This window comes from Pantoea sp. V106_11 (assembly GCF_029967885.1).
Taxonomy (GTDB): Bacteria; Pseudomonadota; Gammaproteobacteria; order Enterobacterales; family Enterobacteriaceae; genus Pantoea; species Pantoea ananatis.
Window position 1 is genome coordinate 27,255 of the sequence record NZ_JASCAK010000024.1, and the last position, 22,471, is coordinate 49,725.

Consider the following 22,471-nt stretch of genomic DNA (forward strand, 5'->3'; position numbering starts at 1 on the left):
CACGGTTACGTTTACAATTTCTGACGCTTCAGGCTCTCCCGCTTCCTAACAGGTTCAGAACATGACAAATCGTAATCGTATCGGCCTTACCTGGATTAGCTTTCTCTCGTATGCGCTTACCGGCGCACTGGTGATTGTCACCGGCATGGTAATGGGCGATATCGCGAAAGATTTCCAGATTCCTATCGACAGTATGGGCAACACCTTCACCTTCCTGAACAGTGGCATTCTGGCTGCGGTTTTCCTTAATGCCTGGCTGATGGTGATTGTGCCGCTCAAACGGCAGCTGATATTCGGCTTTGTGCTGATGGTGTTAGCCGTCATCGGCTTAATGACCAGCCGCGATCTGTCGGTATTTTCTCTGTGCATGTTCGTGCTTGGCGTGGTCAGCGGCATTACCATGTCGATTGGCACCTTCCTGATAACCCACATGTACGAAGGCCGTCAGCGCGGTTCACGTCTGCTGTTTACGGATTCGTTCTTCAGTATGGCAGGCACCATTTTCCCCATCCTTGCCGGTATCCTGCTGGCGCGTCATCTGCCGTGGTACTGGGTTTACGTCTGTATTGGCGTGATTTATGTTGGCATTTTTATCATGACGCTGTTTGTTGAATTCCCGGTGCTGCGAAAGCCGGAGAACAGCCCGACCGTTGAGAAAGAGAAATGGGGGGCTGGCGTCCTGTTTCTGGCCATTGCGGCGCTATGCTACATCCTGGGCCAGTTAGGCTTTATTTCCTGGGTGCCAGAGTACGCGACCAAAGTCATGGGCATGAATATTGACGACGCCGGTCAGCTGGTGGGCAGTTTCTGGACCGCCTACATGGTCGGTATGTGGGTGTTCAGCTTCCTGCTGCGCTTCTTTGATCTGCAACGTATTTTGATGGTGCTGGCAGGCCTGGCAACGGTGTTGATGTACTGGTTCGTAAGCAGCCATGACGCCAGCATGCTGAGATGGATTATCTTAACGCTGGGCTTTAGCTCAAGCGCGATTTATACCACCATTATCACCCTGGGCTCGCTGCAAACCAAAGTGGCCTCACCCAAGCTGGTTAACTTTATTCTGACCTGCGGCACGGTCGGCACCATGCTGACCTTTGTTGTGACGTCACCGATTGTGAAAAACAGCGGCGTTCACAGCGCGCTGTTAACCGCAAACGGCCTGTACGCGGTGGTGTTTATTATGTGTGTGCTGTTAGGTCTGGTGACCAAACACCGCTCCCACGGTCATAACACCCATTAATCTCTCTGGGCGGCGCCACCATGCCGCCCTCGCCTTTCAGCGTTTAAACGTCACGTCTTCCCACTGTTCTAAACAGATTGCGCTTTTCGCAGGCTGAGTCTCGGCTATCACCTTTCCGCGACGCAGCGAATAGCGCACCGGTACCTGTCTTCTCACCGCGTCAAAGCCGTTTTCCGCTGGCAGGATAATCAAGCTGGCGTCATGCCCGCGTTGAATGCCGTATTCTGCAAGATTCATCGTTTTGGCACTGTGATGGGTGATGAGATCGAGCCCGGCATTAATTTGTTCATAGCCCATTAGCTGACACACATGTAGCCCCATATGCAGCACCTGGAGCATATTGGCCGTGCCCAGCGGATACCAGGGATCAAACACATCATCGTGACCAAAGCAGACGTTAATCTCCGCCTCCAGAAGCTCTTTAACACGGGTAATGCCGCGCCGCTTAGGGTAACTGTCGAAACGACCCTGAAGATGAATATTGACCAGCGGATTCGCTACAAAGTTAATCCCGGAGAGCTTCAGGAGTCGAAACAGACGCGATGTGTAGGCACCGTTATAGGAGTGCATCGCCGTGGTGTGGCTTGCGGTCACGCGTGCCCCCATGCCATCGCGGTGGGCCAAGGCGGCCACGGTTTCAACAAAGCGCGACTGCTCATCGTCAATTTCGTCGCAGTGCACATCCACAAGCCGGTCATAACGGTTAGCCAGCGCGAACGTTTTATGCAACGACTCGACGCCGTATTCCCGGGTGAATTCAAAATGAGGAATCGCCCCGACGACATCTGCGCCGAGCCGAAGCGCCTCTTCAAGAAGCGCTTCACCATTGGGATAAGACAGGATGCCTTCCTGCGGAAACGCCACGATCTGAATATCAATCCAGGGTGCCATCTCCGCTTTAAGTTCCAACATCGCTTTGAGAGCCGTTAAGGTGGGATCGGATACGTCCACATGGGTACGGACATACTGTACGCCGTTCGCTATTTGCCACTTAAGCGTCTGCATTGCCCGCCGTTTGACGTCCTCATGACTCAGCAACGCTTTGCGCTCTGCCCAGCGCTCAATGCCCTCAAACAATGTCCCGGACTGGTTCCAGGCTGGCTCTCCCGCGGTTTGCGTGGTATCCAGGTGAATATGAGGTTCAATAAAAGGCGCAAGGGCCAGGCCACCTTCCGCATCCAGCGAGGCGCCGTCCGCAGATATCTGCTGAGGCTGTGCCGTCATTCGGACGATTTTCCCTTCAGCAATTTCTATCTGCCACAGTCCGTCACGTGTGGGCAGACGCAGATTGTTTATCCATCGAAGTGGTGCGGTTGTCATTGCGGGCTCCTGATACGTTAAGCGCTGCTGATTAAAGCTAACACGATAGCGTTGCCCTGCTCCAGATGACTTTGTAAGTCAGTGACCTCACTTAAGGTAATGGGCTGAATCGTGCAGCACTCCCTTAAGAGGTATAGCGTACTGCGATTGATGTACATCAATAAGCACCAGACAGGTGATTCGCCGCTGTCGGACTGTCCTGCACGAAACATTACGCTGGTGGTAAAAACAAAACGGCGAGCCTATGCTCGCCGTTTACATGCCCGACTCGCCGATTAGGGCTGAGCGACAAAACCTACAGCGTCATAAACCTTTTTCAGGGTTTCCTGCGCCTGAGCACGGGCTTTCTGCGCACCGTCACGCATCACCTGCTCCAGCAGCGCTTCATCGTTACGGAAGCGATGATAGCGTTCCTGCAGATCAGTCAGCATACCGGACACCGCATCAGCTACTGCGCCTTTCAGATGCCCGTACATTTTGCCTTCAAACTCCTGCTCCAGCGCCGTTACGGGCTTGCCGGTCACGCCTGACAGAATGTCCAGCAGGTTTGATACGCCCGCCTTCTCTTTAATGTCATAGCGAATGACAGGTGGCTCTTCCGAGTCGGTCATCGCGCGCTTGATTTTTTTGACCACGGATTTTGGATCTTCCAGCAGGCCGATAACGTTATTGCGGTTATCGTCCGACTTAGACATCTTTTTCGTCGGTTCCAGCAGGGACATCACGCGTGCGCCAGATTTAGGAATGAACGGCTCGGGCACTTTAAAGATATCGCCATACAACGCGTTAAACCGGCTCGCAATGTCGCGACTCAGTTCAAGGTGCTGTTTCTGGTCTTCACCCACTGGCACCTGCGTCGTCTGATAAAGCAAAATGTCTGCAGCCATTAGCACCGGATAGCTGAACAATCCCGCGTTGATGTTTTCTTCATAGCGCGAGGATTTGTCTTTAAACTGCGTCATACGGTTCAGCTCACCAAAATAGGTGTAGCAGTTCAGGATCCAACTGAGCTGCGTGTGCTCGGGCACATGGGACTGAACGAAGATAGTGCTTTTCTCGGGATCGATACCACAGGCCAGATACAGCGCCAGCGTATCTAAGGTGGCTTTACGCAGTGCTGCCGGGTCCTGGCGAACGGTGATCGCGTGCAGGTCGACGATACAGTAAATGCAGTGGAAATCATCCTGCATCTGCACCCACTGACGCAGCGCACCCATATAGTTGCCAATGGTCAGTTCGCCGGACGGCTGTGCGCCGCTGAAAACGATGGGTTTGCTCATGCTTATGTCCTGATAAATTACCGCCCGATAGCGGGCAAAAGTTCGTCAAAAGAGTCAAGGGTGAGATCGGGTTGGCTGGTCGCAATAGGCTCGCCGTAGTTATAGCCAAAGGTCATACCAATATTGGGAACACCAGCCGACTGCGCAGCCAAAATATCGTTGCGCGAATCCCCGACAAACAGCAACTGCGCGGGCAGCAGGCCAAATTTACCCAGCACCAAAAAAATGGCCGCAGGATGCGGTTTTTTCGCTACGACGTCATCACCGCCAATAATCAGCGAAAACGCGTCATCAATCCCCAAAGACTTCAGCAGCGGGGCGACAAACGGCGTAGGCTTATTGGTCACAATCGCCATCGGTATCCCCTGCGCCTGCAGGGTTGCCAGCGTTTCCTTAACCTGAGGAAACAGCGTGCTGCCGGCTTCCACGGTACTGGCATAGTGCTTGTCAAAGAGCACTCGCGCATCACGCTGCTCATCCTGCTGTGGCTCACGCCCCAGCGCCCAGGTCAGCGCGCGGGCCATCATGATATCCGCACCGTTACCAATCCAGGTGGACACGCGCGCCACGCCAGCAGCCGGTAAACGCAGATCCGCAAGCGTCAGATCGATTGCGTCAGCCAGGCCCGGCGCGCTGTCGACCAGCGTACCATCCAGATCGAACGCCAGTGCGCGTATATCAGTGAAATGAGCCATTGGCTTTCTCCAGCTCGTTTCGCATGTCATCGATTACTTTTTTATAGTCCGGATGGCCAAAGATGGCTGAACCGGCCACAAACATATCCGCGCCTGCTGCGGCGATCTGGCCAATATTATCAATCTTCACGCCGCCGTCCACTTCCAGACGAATGCTGTAGCCGCTCTGATCGATGCGCTTACGCGCTTCACGTAGCTTATCCAGGGTGCCGGGAATAAATGACTGCCCGCCGAAGCCAGGGTTCACCGACATCAGCAGAATGATATCCAGCTTATCCATCACGTAGTCAAGATAGCTGAGCGGCGTGGCGGGATTGAAGACCAGGCCGGCTTTGCAACCGTGCTCTTTGATCAACTGCAGCGTACGGTCAACATGCTCGCTGGCTTCCGGGTGGAAAGTAATGTAGGTGGCACCGGCTTTGGCAAACTCGGGAATTAACGCATCCACGGGCTTCACCATTAAATGCACATCGATTGGGGCCGTAATACCGTAATCGCGCAACGCTTTCAGTACCATCGGTCCCATGGTCAGATTGGGAACATAGTGGTTGTCCATAACGTCGAAGTGAACCACGTCGCCTCCGGCCGCCAGTGCTTTCGCAGTGTCTTCACCCAGGCGAGCAAAGTCTGCCGAAAGGATGGAAGGGGCCAGCAAATATTGTTTCATCCGATTCTCCACTGTTGTGCGCCAGCATCGCTGCTGGCGAAATACCCTGGCCGCGGACGAAACAGACTAGCGATAGAGTGCCAGCAGTTCGTCGACCTTGGTGCGGCCGGTTATGCTTCGGCTAATAGAACGCCGGACTTTAACCACATGTAACACGGCATCCTGATACCAGCAACGCGTCAGCTCAGTATCATGATTAGAAATCAGTACCGGAATCTGGCTCTCAGACGCCAGCTTAGCCGCCAGCTGTGCCAGATGCTGCTGTTCATGCAGACTGAAACTATTGGTGTGGTAAGCCGTAAAGTTAGCCGTCGCGGACAGTGGCGCGTACGGCGGATCACAATATACCACAGAGCCTTTCCGGGCATTGTTCAGGGTAACATCGTATGATTCACAGACAAACGTTGCTTTCTGCGCACGTTCGGCAAACCACAGTAACTCTGCTTCCGGAAAGTATGGTTTGCGGTAGCGACCAAAAGGGACGTTGAACTCGCCGCGTAAATTGTAGCGACACAGGCCGTTGTAACAATGGCGATTAAGATAGAGAAATAGCAGCGCACGCTGATAAGCGTCCTGGCTGAGATTAAATTCAGTGCGGAGCTGGTAATAGCAGGCTTCGTTATTCCCTTCAGGCGTAAAGAGTAAACGCGCATCGCGGATAAAATCTGCCGTACGCGTTTTCACGATGTTGTAGAGATTGATGAGATCGTTGTTGATATCGGCCAGATGATAGCGATCAAAATCGGTGTTGAGAAACACTGAGCCAGCGCCAACAAAGGGTTCGATCAGGCAATCACCTTGCGGCAGGTAACGGTGGATCTCTTCGACTAAGGGAAACTTTCCCCCCGCCCATTTCAAAAAAGCGCGATTTTTTTTCATGCTGTCGTGGTAATTACATCTTATTGTGAGGCTGTGGTTAAACCGACAGCAGATCTGCGCTTAAAACGGGACCGGCAACGGCCGGTCCCACATCATTTATTGGCTGGCTTCTTTCCTGACCTGACTGACCGGTTTTACCCATGGGTTCTGTGCGCGGACGGCGGCAGGCAAGGTTGCTACAGCGCGTTTTGCGTCCGCGGGCGTTGCATACGCACCACTCACCAGCACGTACCAGGGTTGGCCATTGCGCGTCGTCTTATACACATGGTACGCGCTCAGATTCTGTTTCCTGGCCCATGCATTCAGGCTTTCTGCTTTGGAGGCACCGCTCAGCTGCAGAGTGTAATTGCCGCCAGGCAGCGATTTACTCGCCGCTGCGCCGCTGCCAGTGGCTTTAGCTGGCGCAGTATGCGCGGCAGTGTGCGCTGGCGTGGTGTGGGTTTTATGTTCGCTGGCTGCGGGCTTAGTCGCGGTTTTGACCGGTTGCTCACGCATGTGACGTGGGGCGACCGCGGTCTGACCTGAAGGCGCCCGGCCTGTTGTTGCTGGCGCTGAACCGGCTTTGCCGCTAACCGTGGCAGGCGCCGTAGGCAGTGAGCTGCTGTTTTCTGCTCCCTGCACCGCGCCATCAACCTGCTGCTGTTGATTGGTCAGGGCGCTGTTGAGATCGCCGGGTAACGTTACGCGCTGCTGATTTGCTGGGGTTTCAACGGGCGCTGCCTGCGTCGGCGTTGAAGCCACCGGCGGCATAGAAATATCGCGTGGCGCATTTGTCGCTCCGGCAGAAGAATCCGTACCCGGTGCATTCTGCGCTGTCGAAGAGGACGGCTGAGTCCCTGCGGCATTTTGTCCACCGCTCATGGCGGTAGATCCACTCAGATCAATATTTTTTTCGCTGCCCGTTCCCGCGGCTCCGCTGGCAGGCGCGTTCTTATTATCGCTGGCCGAAGAGGACTTACTGTCGTCAGAACCGTTGAGCGCAGAACCGATTCCCAGCACTAACAGCAGTAACACCAGAATCCCGACGCCCATCATGACATGCTGGCGCGATACCGGTGCTTTCGTCGCAGAAGACGATTTACGTGGGCGCGAGGGACGACGGTCGCTGGCGTCAGGTTTTAACTCATCATCCGGTTTGAACTCATCCATTTTGCCTCCTCCGTAAAGCGGCATCCCGCACTGCGCACCTGCGCGCCGCGTCACCACTTACCTGCTTAATATCAAGATTTCTGGCAATCATTAATTGCAGCCATCACCATATCATGAGCCACGCCACCGCGCACTTCAGCGCGACCAATGGACAGCGGCAGTATCAGACGCAATTCACCGGCCAGCACTTTTTTGTCACGCATCATATGCGGCAAATAGTCCTCTGCCTGCATCTCTACCGGCCCGTTCACCGGTAAACCGGCCCGCTGCAGTAAAGCAATGATGCGATCGGTGTCCTGTGCGCTGAACTGGCCCAGACGTTGCGCCGTGCGCGCCGCCATGACCATCCCGGCAGCAATCGCCTCACCATGTAACCAGTTGCCGTAGCCCATATGGGCCTCAATGGCATGACCAAAAGTATGACCCAGATTCAGTAATGCGCGCTGACCGTGCTCGTGCTCATCTGCGGCAACGACCTCCGCCTTCAACTCGCAGCAGCGGCGAATACACCAGGCCAGTGCAGATTCATCCAGTGCCAGAAGCCCATCAAGATTCTGCTCAAGCCACTGAAAGAATTCACCGTCCAGGATAATGCCATACTTGATGACTTCAGCCAGACCGGAAGCCAGTTCACGTGGCGGCAGTGAACGAAGACACACCGTATCGATCACCACCGAGGCGGGCTGATAAAACGCGCCGATCATGTTTTTGCCAAGAGGATGGTTAACGGCCGTTTTGCCGCCAACCGATGAGTCAACCTGCGACAGCAGCGTTGTCGGTACCTGAATAAAGCGCACGCCGCGCTGATAGCTTGCCGCAGCAAACCCCGTAAGATCGCCAATGACACCACCGCCAAGCGCCACCAGCGTAGTATCACGGCCGTGGGGTTTTTGCAGTAGTGCGGTAAAGACCTGATCCATCACGGTCAGCGTTTTATACTGCTCACCGTCGGGCAAAATCACCTGATCCGTTTTCACCCCCGCCGCCTTCAGCAGAGCCGATACCTTATCCAGGTAGAGCGGTGCCAGCGTCTGGTTGGTCACCAGCATGGCATTGTCACCCGCTTTTAACGGCCAAAAAGAAGCCGGATCGTTAAACAGTCCGGCGGCGATAGTGATGGGGTAACTACGTTCCCCCAGTGAAACGGTGATCTTCTCCATGATGCTCGATACCTGTCAAAGAGCCTTCAAACGTTGGATCAACTTTTTTCCAACATGTGGATAATCTGATTCGCCACCACTTTTGCACTTTGATCGTCAGTGCGGATAGTGACGTCGGCGATCTCTTCATAAAGCGGGTTACGTTCACCTGCCAGCGCTTCAAGCACTTCACGCGGCGGTGATTCTACCTGCAGTAAGGGGCGTTTTTTATCACGCTGTGTACGTGCCAGTTGTTTCTCAATAGTGGTTTCAAGATACACCACGACGCCGCGAGCGGAGAGACGATTACGTGTTTCCCGGGATTTTACGGAGCCACCGCCTGTCGCCAGGACGATGCCCTGCTTCTCGGTCAGTTCATTGATGATTTTTTCTTCACGATCGCGGAAGCCAGCTTCGCCTTCAACGTCAAAAACCCAGCCCACATCCGCTCCGGTGCGTCGCTCAATTTCCTGATCGGAATCGAAGAACTCCATATTGAGTTGCTGAGCCAACTGACGGCCAATAGTGCTTTTGCCGGCACCCATCGGCCCAACCAGAAAGATATTGCGTTTCTCTGCCATTTTGTCGGTATTACTAAGAATTCGTTAATGATACCCCGCTTTCAGCATTTTGCTGGCGGGACAGGAACTGAGACCTCATGAGCGTTAGCAAGAGTCAGACGAAAAATTATCTCAACACTCAAGGCTGTTTGGCAACCGATTATATTGCTTACAGCACATCCATTTCTGAATTGGCCCGTCGTTCGCGAAACTGTAATGCGTCAGTACAGCGTTGTGACATCACGGCGAGCAGAGGAATTCTTTCATCTGCTTGCCTGGTTTTTCCAACAAAGACGCTTACAACGTGTTAAAAATCGCTAAACCTTGTAAGCTAATTCCAGCCCTGCGTCAACGCAGTTGGACTTTATGGGCACATTTTCCGTTTTATCGTGCCGAAAGCGCTGCTTCCCTGACCAATCGCGGCGTCATGAAAATGACCAGCTCACGTTTTCTCTGCTCTTCTGCATGCTGCCGAAACAGGCTGCCCACAACAGGAAGATTACCGAGCAGCGGAACCTGGCGCTGCCCGCGAGTGCGCTGCTGATGAAAAATTCCCCCCAGCGCCAGCGTTTGCCCGTCACTGACCGTGACCTGAGTTTCAATTTCCTGCTTATCAATGGACAAAACCTGTGAATCGCCGGTCTGAACCGCCCGACCCGGCACGTTCTGACTGATGCGTATTTTGAGCTGAATGCGGCCATTGCCTAAAACGGCAGGCGTGACCTCCATGCCCAGCACCGCCTCTTTGAACTCAATGCTGGTCGCTCCGCTATTGCCGGCAGAGACTTCATAAGGGATTTCAGTGCCTTGCTTAATGGATGCCGTTTGTTGGTGGGAGGTAAACAAGCGCGGGCTGGCGATAATTTCCACCTGATTTTCCTGCTCCAGAGCGCTGAGTTCTAAATCCAGAAGTTTGCCGCCAATCCGCGACAGCGTGACGCCCACAGACACGTCGTGGGAATTCAGCCCCAATGGAATATCAAGTAAAGGATGACGTAATGCACGATTTATGACGTCGCCTTCGTTATACAGCCGCCAGTTGACGCCCAGTTCATGCAAGTGCTCTTCGCTGATGGTGACGATATGCGCCGCCAGTTCCACCTGCTCCAGCGGGACATCCAGTGCACGTATCCAGCGCGCAGTCTCCTCAAGCGCCGACGGGCTGTCGCGCAGCAGTAGGCTGTTGGTCCGGCTGTCAACCGTTGCACTGCCGCGCGCGGTCATCAGCGATGGCCGTTCACTCTGCAGGCTGCGATGGACGTCGCTGGCACTGGCATAGTGCAGGGGGATCCTGCGTTGTTGGAGCGGCTGTTGCTGTAAAGCTTCGGCCTGTTGTGCCTTTTCGGCCTCATGCCGTTGCTGCTGCCAGCTCTCAGGATAAACCAGCAGAACGTTCTCCTCTTCCAGTAAGGTCAGGCGAGCCATACGGCCGACCAGCGACAGCGCCTGTTGCCAGGGTACATTCTCCAGCCGCAATGACAGTCTTCCCTCAACCTCAGGCGAAATCATCAGGTTAATGTGCTGATAATCAGCCAGCGCCTGCAAAACACGTTCAACAGGTGCATCATCAAATGCCAGGCTTAAGCCGTCATCGTGGCTGGCGTGAGCGGGCATCAGGCATAGCACCAGCCACGTCAGAATCGCTGTCCTTATCATGCAGGCTTCCTTTGAGACGAAAGGTGAAACGTTGAGATGAACAACTGCCCGGTACTGACAGCTCAAGGGTACGCGACGTGAACTGCACGGTTTGCCACGGCCCCATCGGGAAAGGGCGATCGCTGAGAACTTTCACGCCATGACCCTGCGGCGTCACCAGCCAGCCCTGAAACCTCGGCGCACGACCCACAATGCCCTGTAAGCGCCATTCGCTGAGCGGCTCAACGTCTGCCAGACAAGCCGTACCGGGAAGAGGACGAAAAGGATCGCGCGCATGAACGGCGCCGCAGCAGAGCAATACCAGGATGACGCTAACGGGCTTCATCGGATTGCAGCCAGAGTTGCGCGACCAGATGCGCCGGATGTGCGGTGAGTTGAAAACGCCCCGGAAATGCCGTCGCTGATTGCGACAACGCTGAAAACAGCGGTTGAAACTGCACCCATTGCAGGTGGAACGTCAGCACCCGCGGCTCTTCATCAGTAAGCCACTGCATTAACTGCGTCCCCCGCTCCGCGATGATGGCCTCCAGCATGCGTGGCGCTGCAGGTTGTCTTGCCGTTTCCAGCACCAACTGAGCCTGTAATGTCGCAATGTCAGGATGCTGAGCCAGCTGAAACTGCCGCTGTTGCACCCGCTGCTGCTGCTGCGCCAACTGAAACCGGGCTTCGTGCGTTACCCGCCGCTGCGGCTGCAACAGCATCCACCAGGCAACAAAGAACAGCCCAAAGGCTGCCGCAAGCAGGCTGAGATAGCGAAGCGGCCAGGTTAACTGTAACCAGTGCTGCATAGCGTTACTCACTGACTTCCTCCTTGAGTGTAATGCGCAGCGTGAAGTGGTAATCCCCTTCTGGCTGGCGCTGCACATTGCCCTGCCGAATATGTGCAAAAAAAGCCACGCCCGTTAAGCGCTGACGAAAATGGCGGATAGCCTGCATTTGCAGTGCCCTGCCCTCCAGCAGCAACTGCGCATCGTGCTTTTCCAGCCGCGTTAACCACAGCCCATCGGGCAGCATGACCGGCAGGTCCTGCCAAAGCTGCTGCCAGACGCTGAATTGCCTGGACTGCTGACGAAGCCAGATACGCTGTTGCTGCAACCCGTCCAGCTGTTGCAGCAGATGTTTTTGCTGCTCTGCTCGCGCAACAAGGCGCTCAAGAACAGGACTGAGTTGAGCATGCTGCCGCCGGACATGAATGAGAGCCTGATGTTCCTGCCAGTACAACAGGAGCACCGCCAGCGTTAAGAGCAGTAATGTCAGGCCCAGCGCGATAATGCTCTGGCACCGTTGACGCTGCCAGCGCCACGCCCGCCAGGGTAAAAGATTAACCGCCACCATCAGCGATCCTCCTTTCGCAGCGCCAGCCCGGTTGCCAGCGCGAACGCACCGGGATTGTCAGGTAAAGGCGGCTGATAGCGAAGTGGCTGGAAGGGTGAAAAAGGACGCGTACCCTCAGGAGACGAGAGGTTGTCGGCATCGCAATAAAACAGGTGGCTTGCCTGCGGAAAGGCCTGCTCACGCAGAGCCGATAACCCGTCCACTTCAGCCAAAGATGCTGCACTGATGCCGTCACTCCACAGGTAACGTGCATCCTGTCGTAAAACCACTACACTTCCCGCTGCTAATTGCGCCTGCTCAGTCACCATTTTTAGCGCATGCGTAGCCAGTTCAAACACGCGGGGCTTGAGTCCTGCCTGCGTCAGCGGGGCCAGCCACTGTTGCACCACATCAAGCCGGGCTGCCGTAATACACAGCTGGTTATGGGTGGGATCGAGACGGTAATCCAGCGCCAGTTCGCGCACGTCAACGGGAAAAAGGCGTTGGGCCGCCGCCTGGATGAAACGGCTTAATGCGGGTTCTTTTAACGGCAGTTCGGGAAGGGAAAGCGGCTGCTGCAATACCAGCTGGGCAGGCAGGCCCACACGCAGTGAGTAGCGCAGAGGCAAGCGCTTGCGCCAGCGGGTTAACACGGTCAGCAATTCAGGGGAAGATTGCAGCACGCCGTTTCTTAACGTATCTTGCGCCAGCCGCTGCTGCCACCAGTGGCATAACTGCCAGCCCTGGCGGCGACGCAGGATGGCAATGGCGCAGCACTGCCTGTTCTGGATATCCAGCCCAATTTGCCAGGTGTGCAAAGTCATGCGCGCGATCTCCTTATCGTCCAGAAAAATGGACATATCAAAGCGTCTGGCTTGCCTTTATACTACTGCGCGGTTGCTTATAAACTGCCCAAACGACAACAGATGGGAAATCTCAGGTGAAGTTCGTAAAGTATTTATTGATCCTTGCAGTGTGTTGCATCTTGCTGGGAGCTGGCTCGATTTATGGTTTGTACAAATACATTGAGCCACAGCTGCCCGACGTTAACACGCTGAAAGATGTGCGTTTGCAAACCCCTATGCAGGTTTACAGCGCTGAGGGCGATCTTATCGCTCAGTACGGTGAAATGCGCCGTATACCGCTTAGCCTGCAACAGGTTCCGCCTGAAATGGTCAAAGCGTTCATTGCCACGGAAGACAGCCGCTTCTATGAGCATCACGGTGTGGATCCCATCGGGATTTTTCGTGCTGCCAGCGTTGCGCTGGTGTCAGGTCATGCCTCTCAGGGTGCCAGTACGATTACCCAGCAGCTGGCGCGTAACTTTTTCCTGAGTCCGGAACGCTCCCTGATGCGTAAGATAAAGGAAGCCTTCCTGGCGATTCGCATCGAGCAGTTGCTGAATAAAGACGAAATTCTTGAGCTGTATCTGAATAAAATCTATCTCGGCTATCGGGCTTACGGCGTGGGCGCAGCCTCACAGGTTTATTTTGGTAAGCCTGTCAATGAGCTGTCATTAAGTGAAATGGCGACCATCGCAGGCCTGCCTAAAGCGCCTTCGACGTTTAACCCGCTTTATTCGCACAGCCGTGCGGTAGCACGCCGCAACGTCGTCCTTGCCCGCATGCTGGATCAGCACTACATCACCCAGCAACAGTACGATGAAGCACGTAATACGCCTTTAGTGTCCACTTATCATGGGCCTAAAATCGTCTTCGCTGCGCCTTATCTGAGTGAGATGGTGCGTCAGGAGATGGTAAAACGTTATGGCAACAACGCCTATACCGATGGCTACAAGGTTTATACCACCGTCACACGTCGTCTGCAGCAGTCCGCGCAGGAGGCCGTTCGGAATAACGTGATGGCCTACGATATGCGCCACGGCTACCGCGGCCCTACCAGCGTGCTGTGGAAAGTTGGCGAGCCCGCGTGGGGACAGGCGCAAATTGTTAAGGCGTTAAAAGACCTGCCGTTATACGGCCCGCTTCACCCGGCCGTGGTCACACATGTCCAGAGCGATGAAGCCACCGTTATGATGAAAGATGGCAGCAACGTCTCGCTGACCATGGCAGGCGTGCGCTGGGCGCGTGCCTTTAAGTCGGACACGGCGCAGGGGCCAACCCCTAAGAGCATTACTCAGGTTCTGCAGCCGGGCCAGCAGGTTTGGGTGCGCCAGGTCGGTGAGACATGGTGGCTGGGCCAGGTGCCGGATGTTAACTCGGCACTGGTTTCGCTGGATCCTGCCAACGGTGCCGTGCGTGCACTGGTGGGCGGTTTTGACTTTAACCAAAGCATGTTTAACCGCGCCACCCAGGCCCTGCGCCAGGTCGGTTCGAACATCAAACCGTTCCTCTACACGGCCGCGATGGATCGGGGATTAACCCTGGCATCCATTCTTAATGACGTTCCTATTTCCCGCTGGGATGCGGGTGCCGGGGCTGACTGGCGTCCGAAGAACTCCCCGCCGACCTACGATGGTCCGATTCGTCTGCGTCAGGGCCTTGGCCAGTCGAAAAACGTGGTGATGGTGCGTGCGATGCGTGCGATGGGCGTGGACTATGCTGCAGAGTACCTACAGCGCTTTGGCTTCCCGGCTCAGAATATTGTGCATACCGAATCGCTGGCCCTTGGTGCAGCCTCGTTTACGCCTCTGCAGGTCGTGCGCGGCTACTCGGTTATGGCGAATGGCGGTTTCCTGATTGATCCTTACTTCATCAGCAAGATTGAAAATGAGCAGGGACAAACCGTTTTCGAAGAAAAACCGAGAATTGCCTGTCCACAGTGCAACCTGCCCGTGATTTACGGTGAAACCAAAAAAGCGTTGGCGCTGAACGCCGAAAGCGTTGAGAACGTTGCGCCTTCCGCTCAGCAGCAAAACCAGACGGTGCCGCAGCCTGAGCTGGAGCAGGTACCTGCACAGCCACAGTCAGGTGGCGAACAGCTGTATGCGCCACATGTGATTAATACACCGCTGTCATTCCTGATTAAGAGCGCGCTGAACAGTAACATTTTTGGCGAACCGGGCTGGATGGGAACAGGCTGGCGTGCCGGCCGCGACCTGAAACGTAATGACATCGGTGGTAAAACGGGGACAACCAACAGTTCCAAAGATGCCTGGTTCTCGGGGTACGGGCCTGGCGTGGTGACCTCGGTGTGGATTGGTTTTGACGATGCGCGCCGCGATCTGGGCCGCAGTACGCTTTCCGGCGCCATTCCCGATCAGATCTCGGGTTACGAGGGCGGCGCGAAGAGTGCACAGCCTGCCTGGGATGACTTCATGAAGGTTGCCCTGGAGGGCGTTCCTGTGCAGCCGCTGACGCCACCAGAGGGGATTGTGACGGTTACTATCGATCGCAGCACCGGCAAACTGGCCAACGGCGGGGGCAATACGCGCCAGGAATACTTTATCAATGGTACTCAGCCAACCGAGTATTCGGTACATGATGCAGGGACAACCATCATGGATAATGGCGAGAGCCACGAACTGTTTTAATCTTCAGGGGCGGCGCAAGTCGCCCCTGCTCACCGAAAACTGCTTTTACGGCCCATCAATAACTGATACGTCCCTGCTTAACCAGCCACTCACGCACCATAAACAATGCGCTGACGTTGCGTGCCTCGCGAAAATCAGGCTCCTGCAACAAAGCCAGCAGATTGCTCAACGGCCAGTGATGGACGACCAGCGGTTCAGGCTCATCGCCTTCCAGCTTCTCCTGATAAAGCCCTTCCGCCACCACAATATTCATCTTGCTGGAAAAGTAGGACGGCGCCAGGGTCAGTTTGCCCAGGGTGGTCAGTTGACCCGCACCAAATCCCGCTTCTTCTTTAAGTTCCCGATCGGCAGCCTGATTTACGGTTTCACCCGGATCAATTAAGCCTTTAGGAAAGCCCAGTTCGTAGCTCTCCAGGCCCACCGCGTACTCTTCAATCAGCACCAGGTGATCGTCAATAATCGGCACGATCATCACCGCTTCACGTTCCGAGGGCTTCATGCGCTCGTAGATACGCCGTGCGCCATTACTAAAGGCCAGATCTACCGCTTCAACAGTAAACAATCGTGACTTCGCCACGGTTTCTACATTGAGGATGTCCGGTTTTTTTAACGACTTTCTCATATCAGCCTCAAACTTGCTGCGCCAGCACTCAGGAACGAATTAGCATACCTAACCCTCCGCCATTGTGCGACTCTCAAGGCGCACGCGAAGCGTATGTTGTTTTTCTACGATAACACTGGTTTCTCAGGTACAAAAAATTTGTGTTAGTCAATATCTCACGCCAAAATTCAGACAATGCCGATACAATAACCTGTGCACTGTGGTTACTATTCTGGCAATGTGTGATGTAATAACGCCTAATTAAATGATTTACATTACTATTTCGTTTATTGTTAAACTTGTCAGCGTTGTTTAACCTCCCATAAGTCGTCTTAACTATCCGGCGCATCTGGGGATAATAAGTTTAAAGTGAAGGCAGTATTTTGGCTGAATTGAGCAAAGCATGAGCACAATAATTATTATATTGGCCGTAGTGCTAACCTGTTCAATTCTGGCAGGTATTGGATTTTGGTACGCTATGCGGCGCAGGCCGCCGTTGGCGAAACCGCTGCCATTCATTAGTCCGCCCTGCCGTAAACTCTCTGAGCGGGAGCGCAAGGCGGTTGAACAATACCTTGCCGCACTGGAAAAACAGCCCCGTATCCTCAGCCCGGGTGAAACCCGTCGTCGTCATGAAAAACTGGTGCTCACGGCACAAAGCAACAACGTTTACCCTGTTACGCGGGCGATAACCCGTTATGGCCTTTCCACGGACGATCCGCATAAGTGGCGCTACTACCTCGATGAAGTCGAAGTGCATTTGCCGCCGCTGTGGGAACAGTATATTACGGACGAAAACTACGTTGAGTTAATCCGCACCCAGTCGATCCCCTTGATCATCTCTTTGAACGGGCATTCTCTGGTGGATTACGCTATCGATCAGCAGTCGCTACCCAATCTGATACGTCCGTCCTCCACCAACGCCTCGATCCGTAAAGCCGAAAGTGAAAACGTCGAGCTGGTACGAGTACGCAAAGAAACGCTGGAAGAATACCGACTGTCTCGTCCCGATGGTACGCGCGAAGCCGTAATTATCTCATTTGCCCTGCTGCTGTTTTTTATTGGTTTGCTGCTGCCCGCGAGCCTGATGATCTGGCTATCCGTCCTTGCTGGCATGATGATTGTCGCCAGCCTGTGGCTGATGTATCGCGTACCGGGTGAAAATGGCCTGCGCGAAATTCACTGCCTGCGCGGGGCCCCTAAGCGCTGGGGCCTGTTTGGGGAGTCAAATCAGGAGCAGAGCAACATTACGCTGGGGATCATCGATCTGGCTTATCCTGCACACTGGCAGCCTTACGTCGCGCACGATCTTGGTCAGGTAACGGATGTCGATATTTATCTGAATCGTCAGGTAGTACGCCAGGGGCGCTTCCTTTCCCTTCAGGACGAGGTAAGGAATTTTCCGCTACAGCGCTGGCGGAAAAATGTTGTTCTTGCCGTTGGCTCGCTGATTGTTCTGGCCTTATTGATCACCTGGATCCCCCTCAGTATGCCCATTAAACTCAGTCTGGCATGGGCTAAAGGGACGGAGAGCCTGGATGTGAATAGCGTAAACCAGCTGAGTCGTGAAGATCTTAAAGTAGGCGACAGCCTTAAGGTCACCGGAACCGGTATGTGTGCGGTACCGGACAACTACCAAAGCAACCGCACCTATACTTATATGCCGTTCGATTGCTCGCAAATTTACTGGAATAACGCCACACCGCTGCCGCTGCCCCACTCAGATATTATTGAGAAAGCCTCGGCGTTGCTGGACACCACCACCAGGCAGCTCCATCCTGAAACGAACACCGATCCCAAACTGAACCCACAGTTAGCGTCGGCGATTCAGAAATCAGGCATGATTCTGCTGGATGACTTTTCGGACCTCGTGTTAAAAACGCAGGCGCTTTGCAATCAGGCACAGGACTGTATGCGACTCAAAAATGCGCTGGTCAATCTGGGGAATGCCAAAGACTGGGACACCTTAGTCAGCCGTGCCGATTCTGGCCAGCTAAACGGGATGAATGTCCTGTTGCGTCCGGTCAGTGCGGAGGCGCTGGAAAACCTGGTGCACACGGCAACCTCTACCTTCTTCTTCCGCGAAACGCGCCGCGCCGCAGAAAACCTGAACAGCCCACCGCCAGGCGGGTTTGTTATCGCCAGTGATGAAGGGCATCAGCTCGTCAATCAGCCTCAGCCTGCCGTTCCTCTGTTTGATCTGGATGCGGGTTCGCAGTGGCAAGAGTTGCAGCGTCTGTCCTCCTTATTGCTGCACACACCGTTTAGCGCTACAGGCATCATTACCGGCATTTATACCGATGCCAACGGCACGCGTCATATCGCCCTGCACAATGAGCCTGACGCCATGGCAAAATGGCGCTATCTGGGCGCCGCACTGTTGCTTATCGTGTTGCTGACCTGCGCCATTACCAACGGTCTGCTGGCACTGCGGCGCATCCATCTTAACCGCCAGCGAATGCTTGCTATCCAGCAGTATTACGATAAGTGCTTTAATCCCTCGCTTAACACTATACAGGGCGTGCGCTCCATATTCTGAGCCACCTGCAACTGTGCTACCCTGTTGCGCTGACAAGCAACGGGTGAATTGCCATGATGTTCAACGGGTCCGACATTGACACCGTGCTGCTCGATATGGACGGCACGCTGCTTGATTTGGCGTTTGACCGCTTTTTCTGGCTGGAGCATGTCCCCGACATCCTGAGCACCCAACGCGGCATCCCTGCTGCTCAGGCCCGGCTGATTATTGAAGAAAAATATCAGGCCGTAGCGCATACGCTAAACTGGTATTGTCTGGATTACTGGTCACAGGCGTTGCAGTTGGACATTCATGCCATGACCTGGGAACAACGTCACCGGGTCAGTATCCGCGCGGATACGCTGCCTTTTCTACAGGCACTGCGTCGCGCGGGTAAGCGCACCATCCTGCTGACCAATGCGCATCCCTGGAATCTGGATGTGAAACTCAAACAGACAGCTTTAGCACCACACCTTGATTTATTGCTTTCCACCCATACCTTTGGCTATCCGAAAGAAGATCAGCGTTTGTGGCAGGCGGTTGAGCAGCACACTGGCTTTGATGCATCGCGGACATTGTTCATCGATGACAGCGAAATCATCCTCGATGCCGCCAAATCATGGGGAATCGGCTGGTGCCTGGGCGTCAGTAATCCTGACTCTGGCCGTCCTGAACAACACTTTCAGCGTCACTGTGCGATCAGCGACTACCGCACACTGATTCCGTTCTGGGAGCAGCAATGAAAGAGAAACCCGACGAAGGCGTTCGTCTTGATAAATGGCTTTGGGCGGCACGGTTCTACAAAACCCGCTCGATTGCGCGCGAAATGATTGAAGGTGGCAAGGTTCATTACAATGGTCAGCGGAGTAAACCCAGTAAACTGGTCGAACGGGATGCTGAGTTAACCCTGCGTCAGGGCAATGAGGAGCGAACAGTCGTCATTGCCGAAATCAGCGAGCAGCGGCGCCCCGCCAGTGAAGCACAGCTGCTTTACCGCGAAACCGAAGCCAGTATTGAAAAACGTGAAAAAGTGGCTCTGGCACGCAAGATGAATGCGCTGACCATGCCCCATCCCGATCGCCGGCCCGATAAGAAAGAACGCCGCGATTTGATGAAGTTTAAGTTATCGGGCGATGAGTAAACCGGCTACTGAGCCGGTTATCGTCCGCCAAAAGAGAGAAAAACTATGTCTGTACAAGATCAACTGCGCCGCTATTTGTTTGAAAATGCTGCCGTCCGCGGCGAACTGGTTAATGTTTCAAACACCTGGCACGCTATCCTTAAAAATCACGACTACCCGCCAGCCGTACAAACGCTGCTGGGGGAGTTACTGGTGGCAACCAGCTTGCTGACCGCCACGCTTAAATTTGACGGGGAAATTACCGTACAGCTTCAAGGCGATGGCCCCCTGACCTTAGCCGTGATCAATGGTAATAATCAGCAGGAGTTACGTGGCATAGCCCGCATGAAAGGTGACATTCCTGACGACAGCACGCTCAAAAGCATGGTGGGTAACGGCTATCTGGTTATCACCATCACGCCTGAAAAGGGCGAGCGTTATCAGGGCGTGGTAGGACTGGAAGGTGACACGCTGAGCGACTGTCTGGAAGACTACTTTATGCGCTCCGAGCAATTGCCGACCCGACTGTTTATCCGCACCAGCGACGCAGGCGCAGCCGGGATTCTGCTGCAGGTCCTACCGGCTCAGGACACGAGTAAAGATGACTTTGAGCATCTGGCGACGCTGACAGAAACCATTAAAACCGAAGAGCTGATTGATTTGCCTGCAACCGATGTCCTGTGGCGGCTTTATCACCAGGAAGAGGTGACCGTTTACGATCCGCAGCCGGTTGTTTATAAATGCACATGTTCACGCGAACGCTGTAGCGAGGTGCTGAAAACCCTGCCGCAGGAAGAAGTTGACGAGATCATTGCAGAAGATGGCAAAATCGATATGAACTGCGACTATTGTGGATCGCATTACGTATTCGATGCGGTAGACATTGCCGGGATCCGCAGCAACTCCGTTGAGAACAGCAATCGACTTCACTGATCGGACCAGGGCGGTTATGCCGCCCTGCCTGCCTCACTGCTATGCCATTAATTTACTTAGCAAATTATCTTTTTTTACTTTCATAACATCTTAAAAACGTTCGAAACATATCCTTAACGCGCCCTAAGTCTCATTTTTAACGAACAAGCCTTTCTCGCCTGGCACAGTAGCGTAAACTGCGCGCGATCGCGTCTCCGCCCCTCACTCTGTGGCATTTTAAGGACGCGATCCCAAACTCTCTTTGCCCTACAGAACAGACACCGATTTAAGGAGCAGTAAAATGCGCGTTAACGGCCTGACCTCGAAAGCCCTTGCCGATCTGGGCATCACCGATACCACTGAGGTGGTTCATAACCCTGATTACGCTACGCTATTTCAGGAAGAGATGCGTCCGGAGCTCGAAGGTTTTGAGCGTGGCACCCTGACGCAGAGCGGCGCAATCGCCGTTGATACCGGGATTTTTACCGGGCGCTCGCCCAAGGATAAGTACATTGTGCGTGATGACACCACGCGCGATACGCTGTGGTGGAACGATCAAGGAACCGGAAAGAACGATAATCAGCCCCTGTCCCAGGAAACCTGGCAGGCGCTGAAAAAATGCGTGACCCGGCAGCTCTCAGGGAAGCGTCTGTTCGTTATTGATGCCTTCTGCGGGGCTAACCCGGATTCACGCCTGAGCGTGCGTTTTGTTACCGAGGTTGCCTGGCAGGCGCATTTCGTCAAAAACATGTTCATTCAACCGAGCGCGGCTGAGCTGGATAACTTCACGCCCGATTTTGTAGTGATGAATGGGGCTAAATGCACCAACCCTGACTGGCAGGCACAAGGGCTGCATTCCGAGAACTTTGTTGCCTTTAACCTGACCGAACGTATGCAGCTGATTGGCGGCACATGGTACGGCGGAGAAATGAAGAAGGGGCTGTTCGCGGTGATGAACTATCTGCTGCCGCTGAAGGGCATTGCCTCTATGCACTGCTCCGCCAACGTGGGTAAAGCAGGCGATGTCGCGGTATTCTTTGGACTGTCCGGCACGGGTAAAACCACGCTTTCTACCGATCCGGACCGCCAGTTAATCGGTGACGACGAACACGGCTGGGACGATGACGGCGTGTTCAACTTTGAAGGCGGCTGTTACGCGAAAACGATTAACCTTTCTGAACAGGCTGAGCCGGAAATCTATCGCGCCATTCGTCGTAACGCCTTACTGGAAAACGTCGTGGTACGTGAAGACGGCAGCATCGATTTTGCTGACGGCAGCAAAACCGAAAACACCCGTGTGTCCTATCCGATTAACCATATCGACAATATTGTTCAGCCGGTTTCCAAAGCAGGCCATGCGAAGAAAGTCATTTTCCTGACCGCCGACGCCTTTGGCGTGCTGCCGCCCGTCTCCAGACTGACGCCAGAGCAGACTCAGTATCATTTCCTGTCGGGCTTTACAGCGAAGCTGGCAGGCACGGAGCGCGGAGTAACGGCGCCAACGCCAACCTTCTCAGCCTGTTTTGGCGCAGCCTTCCTGACGCTGCATCCTACACAGTATGCAGAAGTGTTGGTGAAACGCATGGAAGCGGCGGGCGCGCAGGCTTATCTGGTTAATACGGGCTGGAACGGCAGTGGCAAGCGTATCTCACTGAAAAATACCCGTGCCATCATCAACGCCATTCTGGCCGGTGAACTGGACGATGCGCCAACGGAAACGCTGCCGGTATTTAACCTGCAGGTGCCAAAAACGTTGGGCGATCTGGATGCCGAAACGCTCGACCCACGTCGTACCTGGGAAAGCGAAGAGAAGTGGCACGCGGCGGCAGATGATTTAGCCCAGCGCTTTATCACTAACTTTGAAAAATATACCGATAATGCGGCCGGTGCCGCGTTGGTAAAAGCAGGTCCTCAGCGTTAATCACAGC

At 54.4% G+C, this 22,471-nt stretch carries 21 protein-coding genes; 7 read left to right on the plus strand and 14 right to left on the minus strand.

Annotation, left to right across the window (positions count from 1 at the left end):
• The first annotated feature begins 61 nt into the window (after positions 1 to 61).
• Positions 62 to 1,240, plus strand: coding sequence for an MFS transporter TsgA (gene tsgA, locus QLG08_RS07460; protein ID WP_013027499.1), 1,179 nt, complete (start codon positions 62 to 64; stop codon positions 1,238 to 1,240).
• A 36-nt stretch (positions 1,241 to 1,276) separates the two neighbouring features.
• On the opposite strand, the gene QLG08_RS07465 is transcribed toward tsgA, so the two are convergent.
• From QLG08_RS07465 to pilM, 13 genes are all read right to left on the minus strand, one after another.
• Entirely contained in the window at positions 1,277 to 2,560 is a 1,284-nt protein-coding gene (locus QLG08_RS07465; RefSeq protein WP_013027500.1) for a cytosine deaminase, read from the minus strand.
• Positions 2,561 to 2,835: 275 nt separating this feature from the next.
• The gene (gene trpS / locus QLG08_RS07470; protein WP_013027501.1) at positions 2,836 to 3,840 is read right to left on the minus strand and encodes a tryptophan--tRNA ligase; all 1,005 of its coding nucleotides are present in this window, start codon (positions 3,838 to 3,840) and stop codon (positions 2,836 to 2,838) included.
• 17 nt (positions 3,841 to 3,857) lie between these two features.
• Positions 3,858 to 4,535, minus strand: coding sequence for a phosphoglycolate phosphatase (locus tag QLG08_RS07475; protein ID WP_019106456.1), 678 nt, complete (start codon positions 4,533 to 4,535; stop codon positions 3,858 to 3,860).
• Complete coding sequence (rpe, locus tag QLG08_RS07480) at positions 4,519 to 5,202, minus strand: ribulose-phosphate 3-epimerase (protein WP_014594778.1); 684 nt, start codon at positions 5,200 to 5,202, stop codon at positions 4,519 to 4,521. The genes QLG08_RS07475 and rpe overlap by 17 nt, the downstream gene beginning before the upstream one ends.
• A gap of 66 nt (positions 5,203 to 5,268) precedes the next feature.
• On the minus strand, positions 5,269 to 6,081 hold the full coding sequence (gene dam / locus QLG08_RS07485) for an adenine-specific DNA-methyltransferase (RefSeq protein ID WP_013027504.1): 813 nt from the start codon (positions 6,079 to 6,081) through the stop codon (positions 5,269 to 5,271).
• A 96-nt stretch (positions 6,082 to 6,177) separates the two neighbouring features.
• Positions 6,178 to 7,230: an SPOR domain-containing protein gene (locus QLG08_RS07490; RefSeq protein ID WP_078829328.1), complete on the minus strand. Its 1,053-nt coding sequence runs from the start codon at positions 7,228 to 7,230 to the stop codon at positions 6,178 to 6,180.
• A 71-nt stretch (positions 7,231 to 7,301) separates the two neighbouring features.
• Positions 7,302 to 8,390: a 3-dehydroquinate synthase gene (gene aroB, locus QLG08_RS07495; RefSeq protein WP_014594780.1), complete on the minus strand. Its 1,089-nt coding sequence runs from the start codon at positions 8,388 to 8,390 to the stop codon at positions 7,302 to 7,304.
• Between the two features lie 38 nt (positions 8,391 to 8,428).
• A complete protein-coding gene (aroK, locus tag QLG08_RS07500) occupies positions 8,429 to 8,950 on the minus strand; it encodes a shikimate kinase AroK (RefSeq protein WP_013027507.1) in 522 nt (173 codons plus the stop codon).
• Positions 8,951 to 9,313: 363 nt separating this feature from the next.
• On the minus strand, positions 9,314 to 10,585 hold the full coding sequence (hofQ, locus tag QLG08_RS07505) for a DNA uptake porin HofQ (protein ID WP_072006666.1): 1,272 nt from the start codon (positions 10,583 to 10,585) through the stop codon (positions 9,314 to 9,316).
• Positions 10,518 to 10,910 carry a HofP DNA utilization family protein gene (locus QLG08_RS07510; protein ID WP_014604856.1) on the minus strand — a complete coding sequence of 131 codons (393 nt, stop codon included), beginning with the start codon at positions 10,908 to 10,910 and terminating at the stop codon, positions 10,518 to 10,520. Before QLG08_RS07510 ends, hofQ begins: the two co-directional genes overlap by 68 nt.
• Positions 10,897 to 11,385: a hypothetical protein gene (locus QLG08_RS07515; protein WP_210476314.1), complete on the minus strand. Its 489-nt coding sequence runs from the start codon at positions 11,383 to 11,385 to the stop codon at positions 10,897 to 10,899. The genes QLG08_RS07510 and QLG08_RS07515 overlap by 14 nt, the downstream gene beginning before the upstream one ends.
• Positions 11,378 to 11,920, minus strand: coding sequence for a PilN domain-containing protein (locus QLG08_RS07520; protein WP_014594783.1), 543 nt, complete (start codon positions 11,918 to 11,920; stop codon positions 11,378 to 11,380). The genes QLG08_RS07515 and QLG08_RS07520 overlap by 8 nt, the downstream gene beginning before the upstream one ends.
• Entirely contained in the window at positions 11,920 to 12,723 is an 804-nt protein-coding gene (gene pilM / locus QLG08_RS07525) for a pilus assembly protein PilM (protein ID WP_145032864.1), read from the minus strand. Before pilM ends, QLG08_RS07520 begins: the two co-directional genes overlap by 1 nt.
• A 116-nt stretch (positions 12,724 to 12,839) precedes the next feature.
• On the opposite strand from pilM, the gene mrcA reads away from it, so the two are divergent.
• Entirely contained in the window at positions 12,840 to 15,392 is a 2,553-nt protein-coding gene (mrcA, locus tag QLG08_RS07530; RefSeq protein ID WP_014604852.1) for a peptidoglycan glycosyltransferase/peptidoglycan DD-transpeptidase MrcA, read from the plus strand.
• 55 nt (positions 15,393 to 15,447) lie between these two features.
• On the opposite strand, the gene nudE is transcribed toward mrcA, so the two are convergent.
• A complete protein-coding gene (gene nudE / locus QLG08_RS07535) occupies positions 15,448 to 16,014 on the minus strand; it encodes an ADP compounds hydrolase NudE (protein WP_013027514.1) in 567 nt (188 codons plus the stop codon).
• 382 nt (positions 16,015 to 16,396) lie between these two features.
• Here nudE and QLG08_RS07540 point away from each other — a divergent pair, with 382 nt between their 5' ends.
• The 5 genes from QLG08_RS07540 (at position 16,397) to pckA (ending at position 22,464) form a co-directional block, all read left to right on the plus strand.
• Positions 16,397 to 18,532, plus strand: coding sequence for an intracellular growth attenuator family protein (locus tag QLG08_RS07540; RefSeq protein WP_013027515.1), 2,136 nt, complete (start codon positions 16,397 to 16,399; stop codon positions 18,530 to 18,532).
• Positions 18,533 to 18,585: 53 nt separating this feature from the next.
• Entirely contained in the window at positions 18,586 to 19,254 is a 669-nt protein-coding gene (gene yrfG, locus QLG08_RS07545) for a GMP/IMP nucleotidase (RefSeq protein WP_014594785.1), read from the plus strand.
• Positions 19,251 to 19,652, plus strand: coding sequence for a ribosome-associated heat shock protein Hsp15 (hslR, locus tag QLG08_RS07550; protein WP_013027517.1), 402 nt, complete (start codon positions 19,251 to 19,253; stop codon positions 19,650 to 19,652). The genes yrfG and hslR overlap by 4 nt, the downstream gene beginning before the upstream one ends.
• Positions 19,653 to 19,697: 45 nt before the next feature.
• Positions 19,698 to 20,564, plus strand: a complete 867-nt coding sequence (gene hslO, locus QLG08_RS07555) for an Hsp33 family molecular chaperone HslO (protein WP_013027518.1) — start codon at positions 19,698 to 19,700, stop codon at positions 20,562 to 20,564.
• Between the two features lie 280 nt (positions 20,565 to 20,844).
• Positions 20,845 to 22,464, plus strand: coding sequence for a phosphoenolpyruvate carboxykinase (ATP) (pckA, locus tag QLG08_RS07560; protein ID WP_019106462.1), 1,620 nt, complete (start codon positions 20,845 to 20,847; stop codon positions 22,462 to 22,464).
• Positions 22,465 to 22,471 lie beyond the last annotated feature (7 nt).

Excerpts from the sequence above, each read along its gene's own strand:
- pilM (WP_145032864.1), bottom strand. The coding sequence starts at position 12,723 with ATGACTTTGCACACCTGGCAAATTGGGCTGGATATCCAGAACAGGCAG.
- yrfG (WP_014594785.1), top strand. The coding sequence starts at position 18,586 with ATGATGTTCAACGGGTCCGACATTGACACCGTGCTGCTCGATATGGAC.
- dam (WP_013027504.1), bottom strand. The coding sequence starts at position 6,081 with ATGAAAAAAAATCGCGCTTTTTTGAAATGGGCGGGGGGAAAGTTTCCC.
- nudE (WP_013027514.1), bottom strand. The coding sequence starts at position 16,014 with ATGAGAAAGTCGTTAAAAAAACCGGACATCCTCAATGTAGAAACCGTG.
- trpS (WP_013027501.1), bottom strand. The coding sequence starts at position 3,840 with ATGAGCAAACCCATCGTTTTCAGCGGCGCACAGCCGTCCGGCGAACTG.
- QLG08_RS07465 (WP_013027500.1), bottom strand. The coding sequence starts at position 2,560 with ATGACAACCGCACCACTTCGATGGATAAACAATCTGCGTCTGCCCACA.
- QLG08_RS07540 (WP_013027515.1), top strand. The coding sequence starts at position 16,397 with ATGAGCACAATAATTATTATATTGGCCGTAGTGCTAACCTGTTCAATT.
- QLG08_RS07475 (WP_019106456.1), bottom strand. The coding sequence starts at position 4,535 with ATGGCTCATTTCACTGATATACGCGCACTGGCGTTCGATCTGGATGGT.
- QLG08_RS07510 (WP_014604856.1), bottom strand. The coding sequence starts at position 10,910 with ATGAAGCCCGTTAGCGTCATCCTGGTATTGCTCTGCTGCGGCGCCGTT.
- pckA (WP_019106462.1), top strand. The coding sequence starts at position 20,845 with ATGCGCGTTAACGGCCTGACCTCGAAAGCCCTTGCCGATCTGGGCATC.
- tsgA (WP_013027499.1), top strand. The coding sequence starts at position 62 with ATGACAAATCGTAATCGTATCGGCCTTACCTGGATTAGCTTTCTCTCG.
- rpe (WP_014594778.1), bottom strand. The coding sequence starts at position 5,202 with ATGAAACAATATTTGCTGGCCCCTTCCATCCTTTCGGCAGACTTTGCT.
- hslO (WP_013027518.1), top strand. The coding sequence starts at position 19,698 with ATGTCTGTACAAGATCAACTGCGCCGCTATTTGTTTGAAAATGCTGCC.
- QLG08_RS07490 (WP_078829328.1), bottom strand. The coding sequence starts at position 7,230 with ATGGATGAGTTCAAACCGGATGATGAGTTAAAACCTGACGCCAGCGAC.
- hslR (WP_013027517.1), top strand. The coding sequence starts at position 19,251 with ATGAAAGAGAAACCCGACGAAGGCGTTCGTCTTGATAAATGGCTTTGG.
- aroK (WP_013027507.1), bottom strand. The coding sequence starts at position 8,950 with ATGGCAGAGAAACGCAATATCTTTCTGGTTGGGCCGATGGGTGCCGGC.
- aroB (WP_014594780.1), bottom strand. The coding sequence starts at position 8,390 with ATGGAGAAGATCACCGTTTCACTGGGGGAACGTAGTTACCCCATCACT.
- hofQ (WP_072006666.1), bottom strand. The coding sequence starts at position 10,585 with ATGATAAGGACAGCGATTCTGACGTGGCTGGTGCTATGCCTGATGCCC.
- QLG08_RS07520 (WP_014594783.1), bottom strand. The coding sequence starts at position 11,920 with ATGGTGGCGGTTAATCTTTTACCCTGGCGGGCGTGGCGCTGGCAGCGT.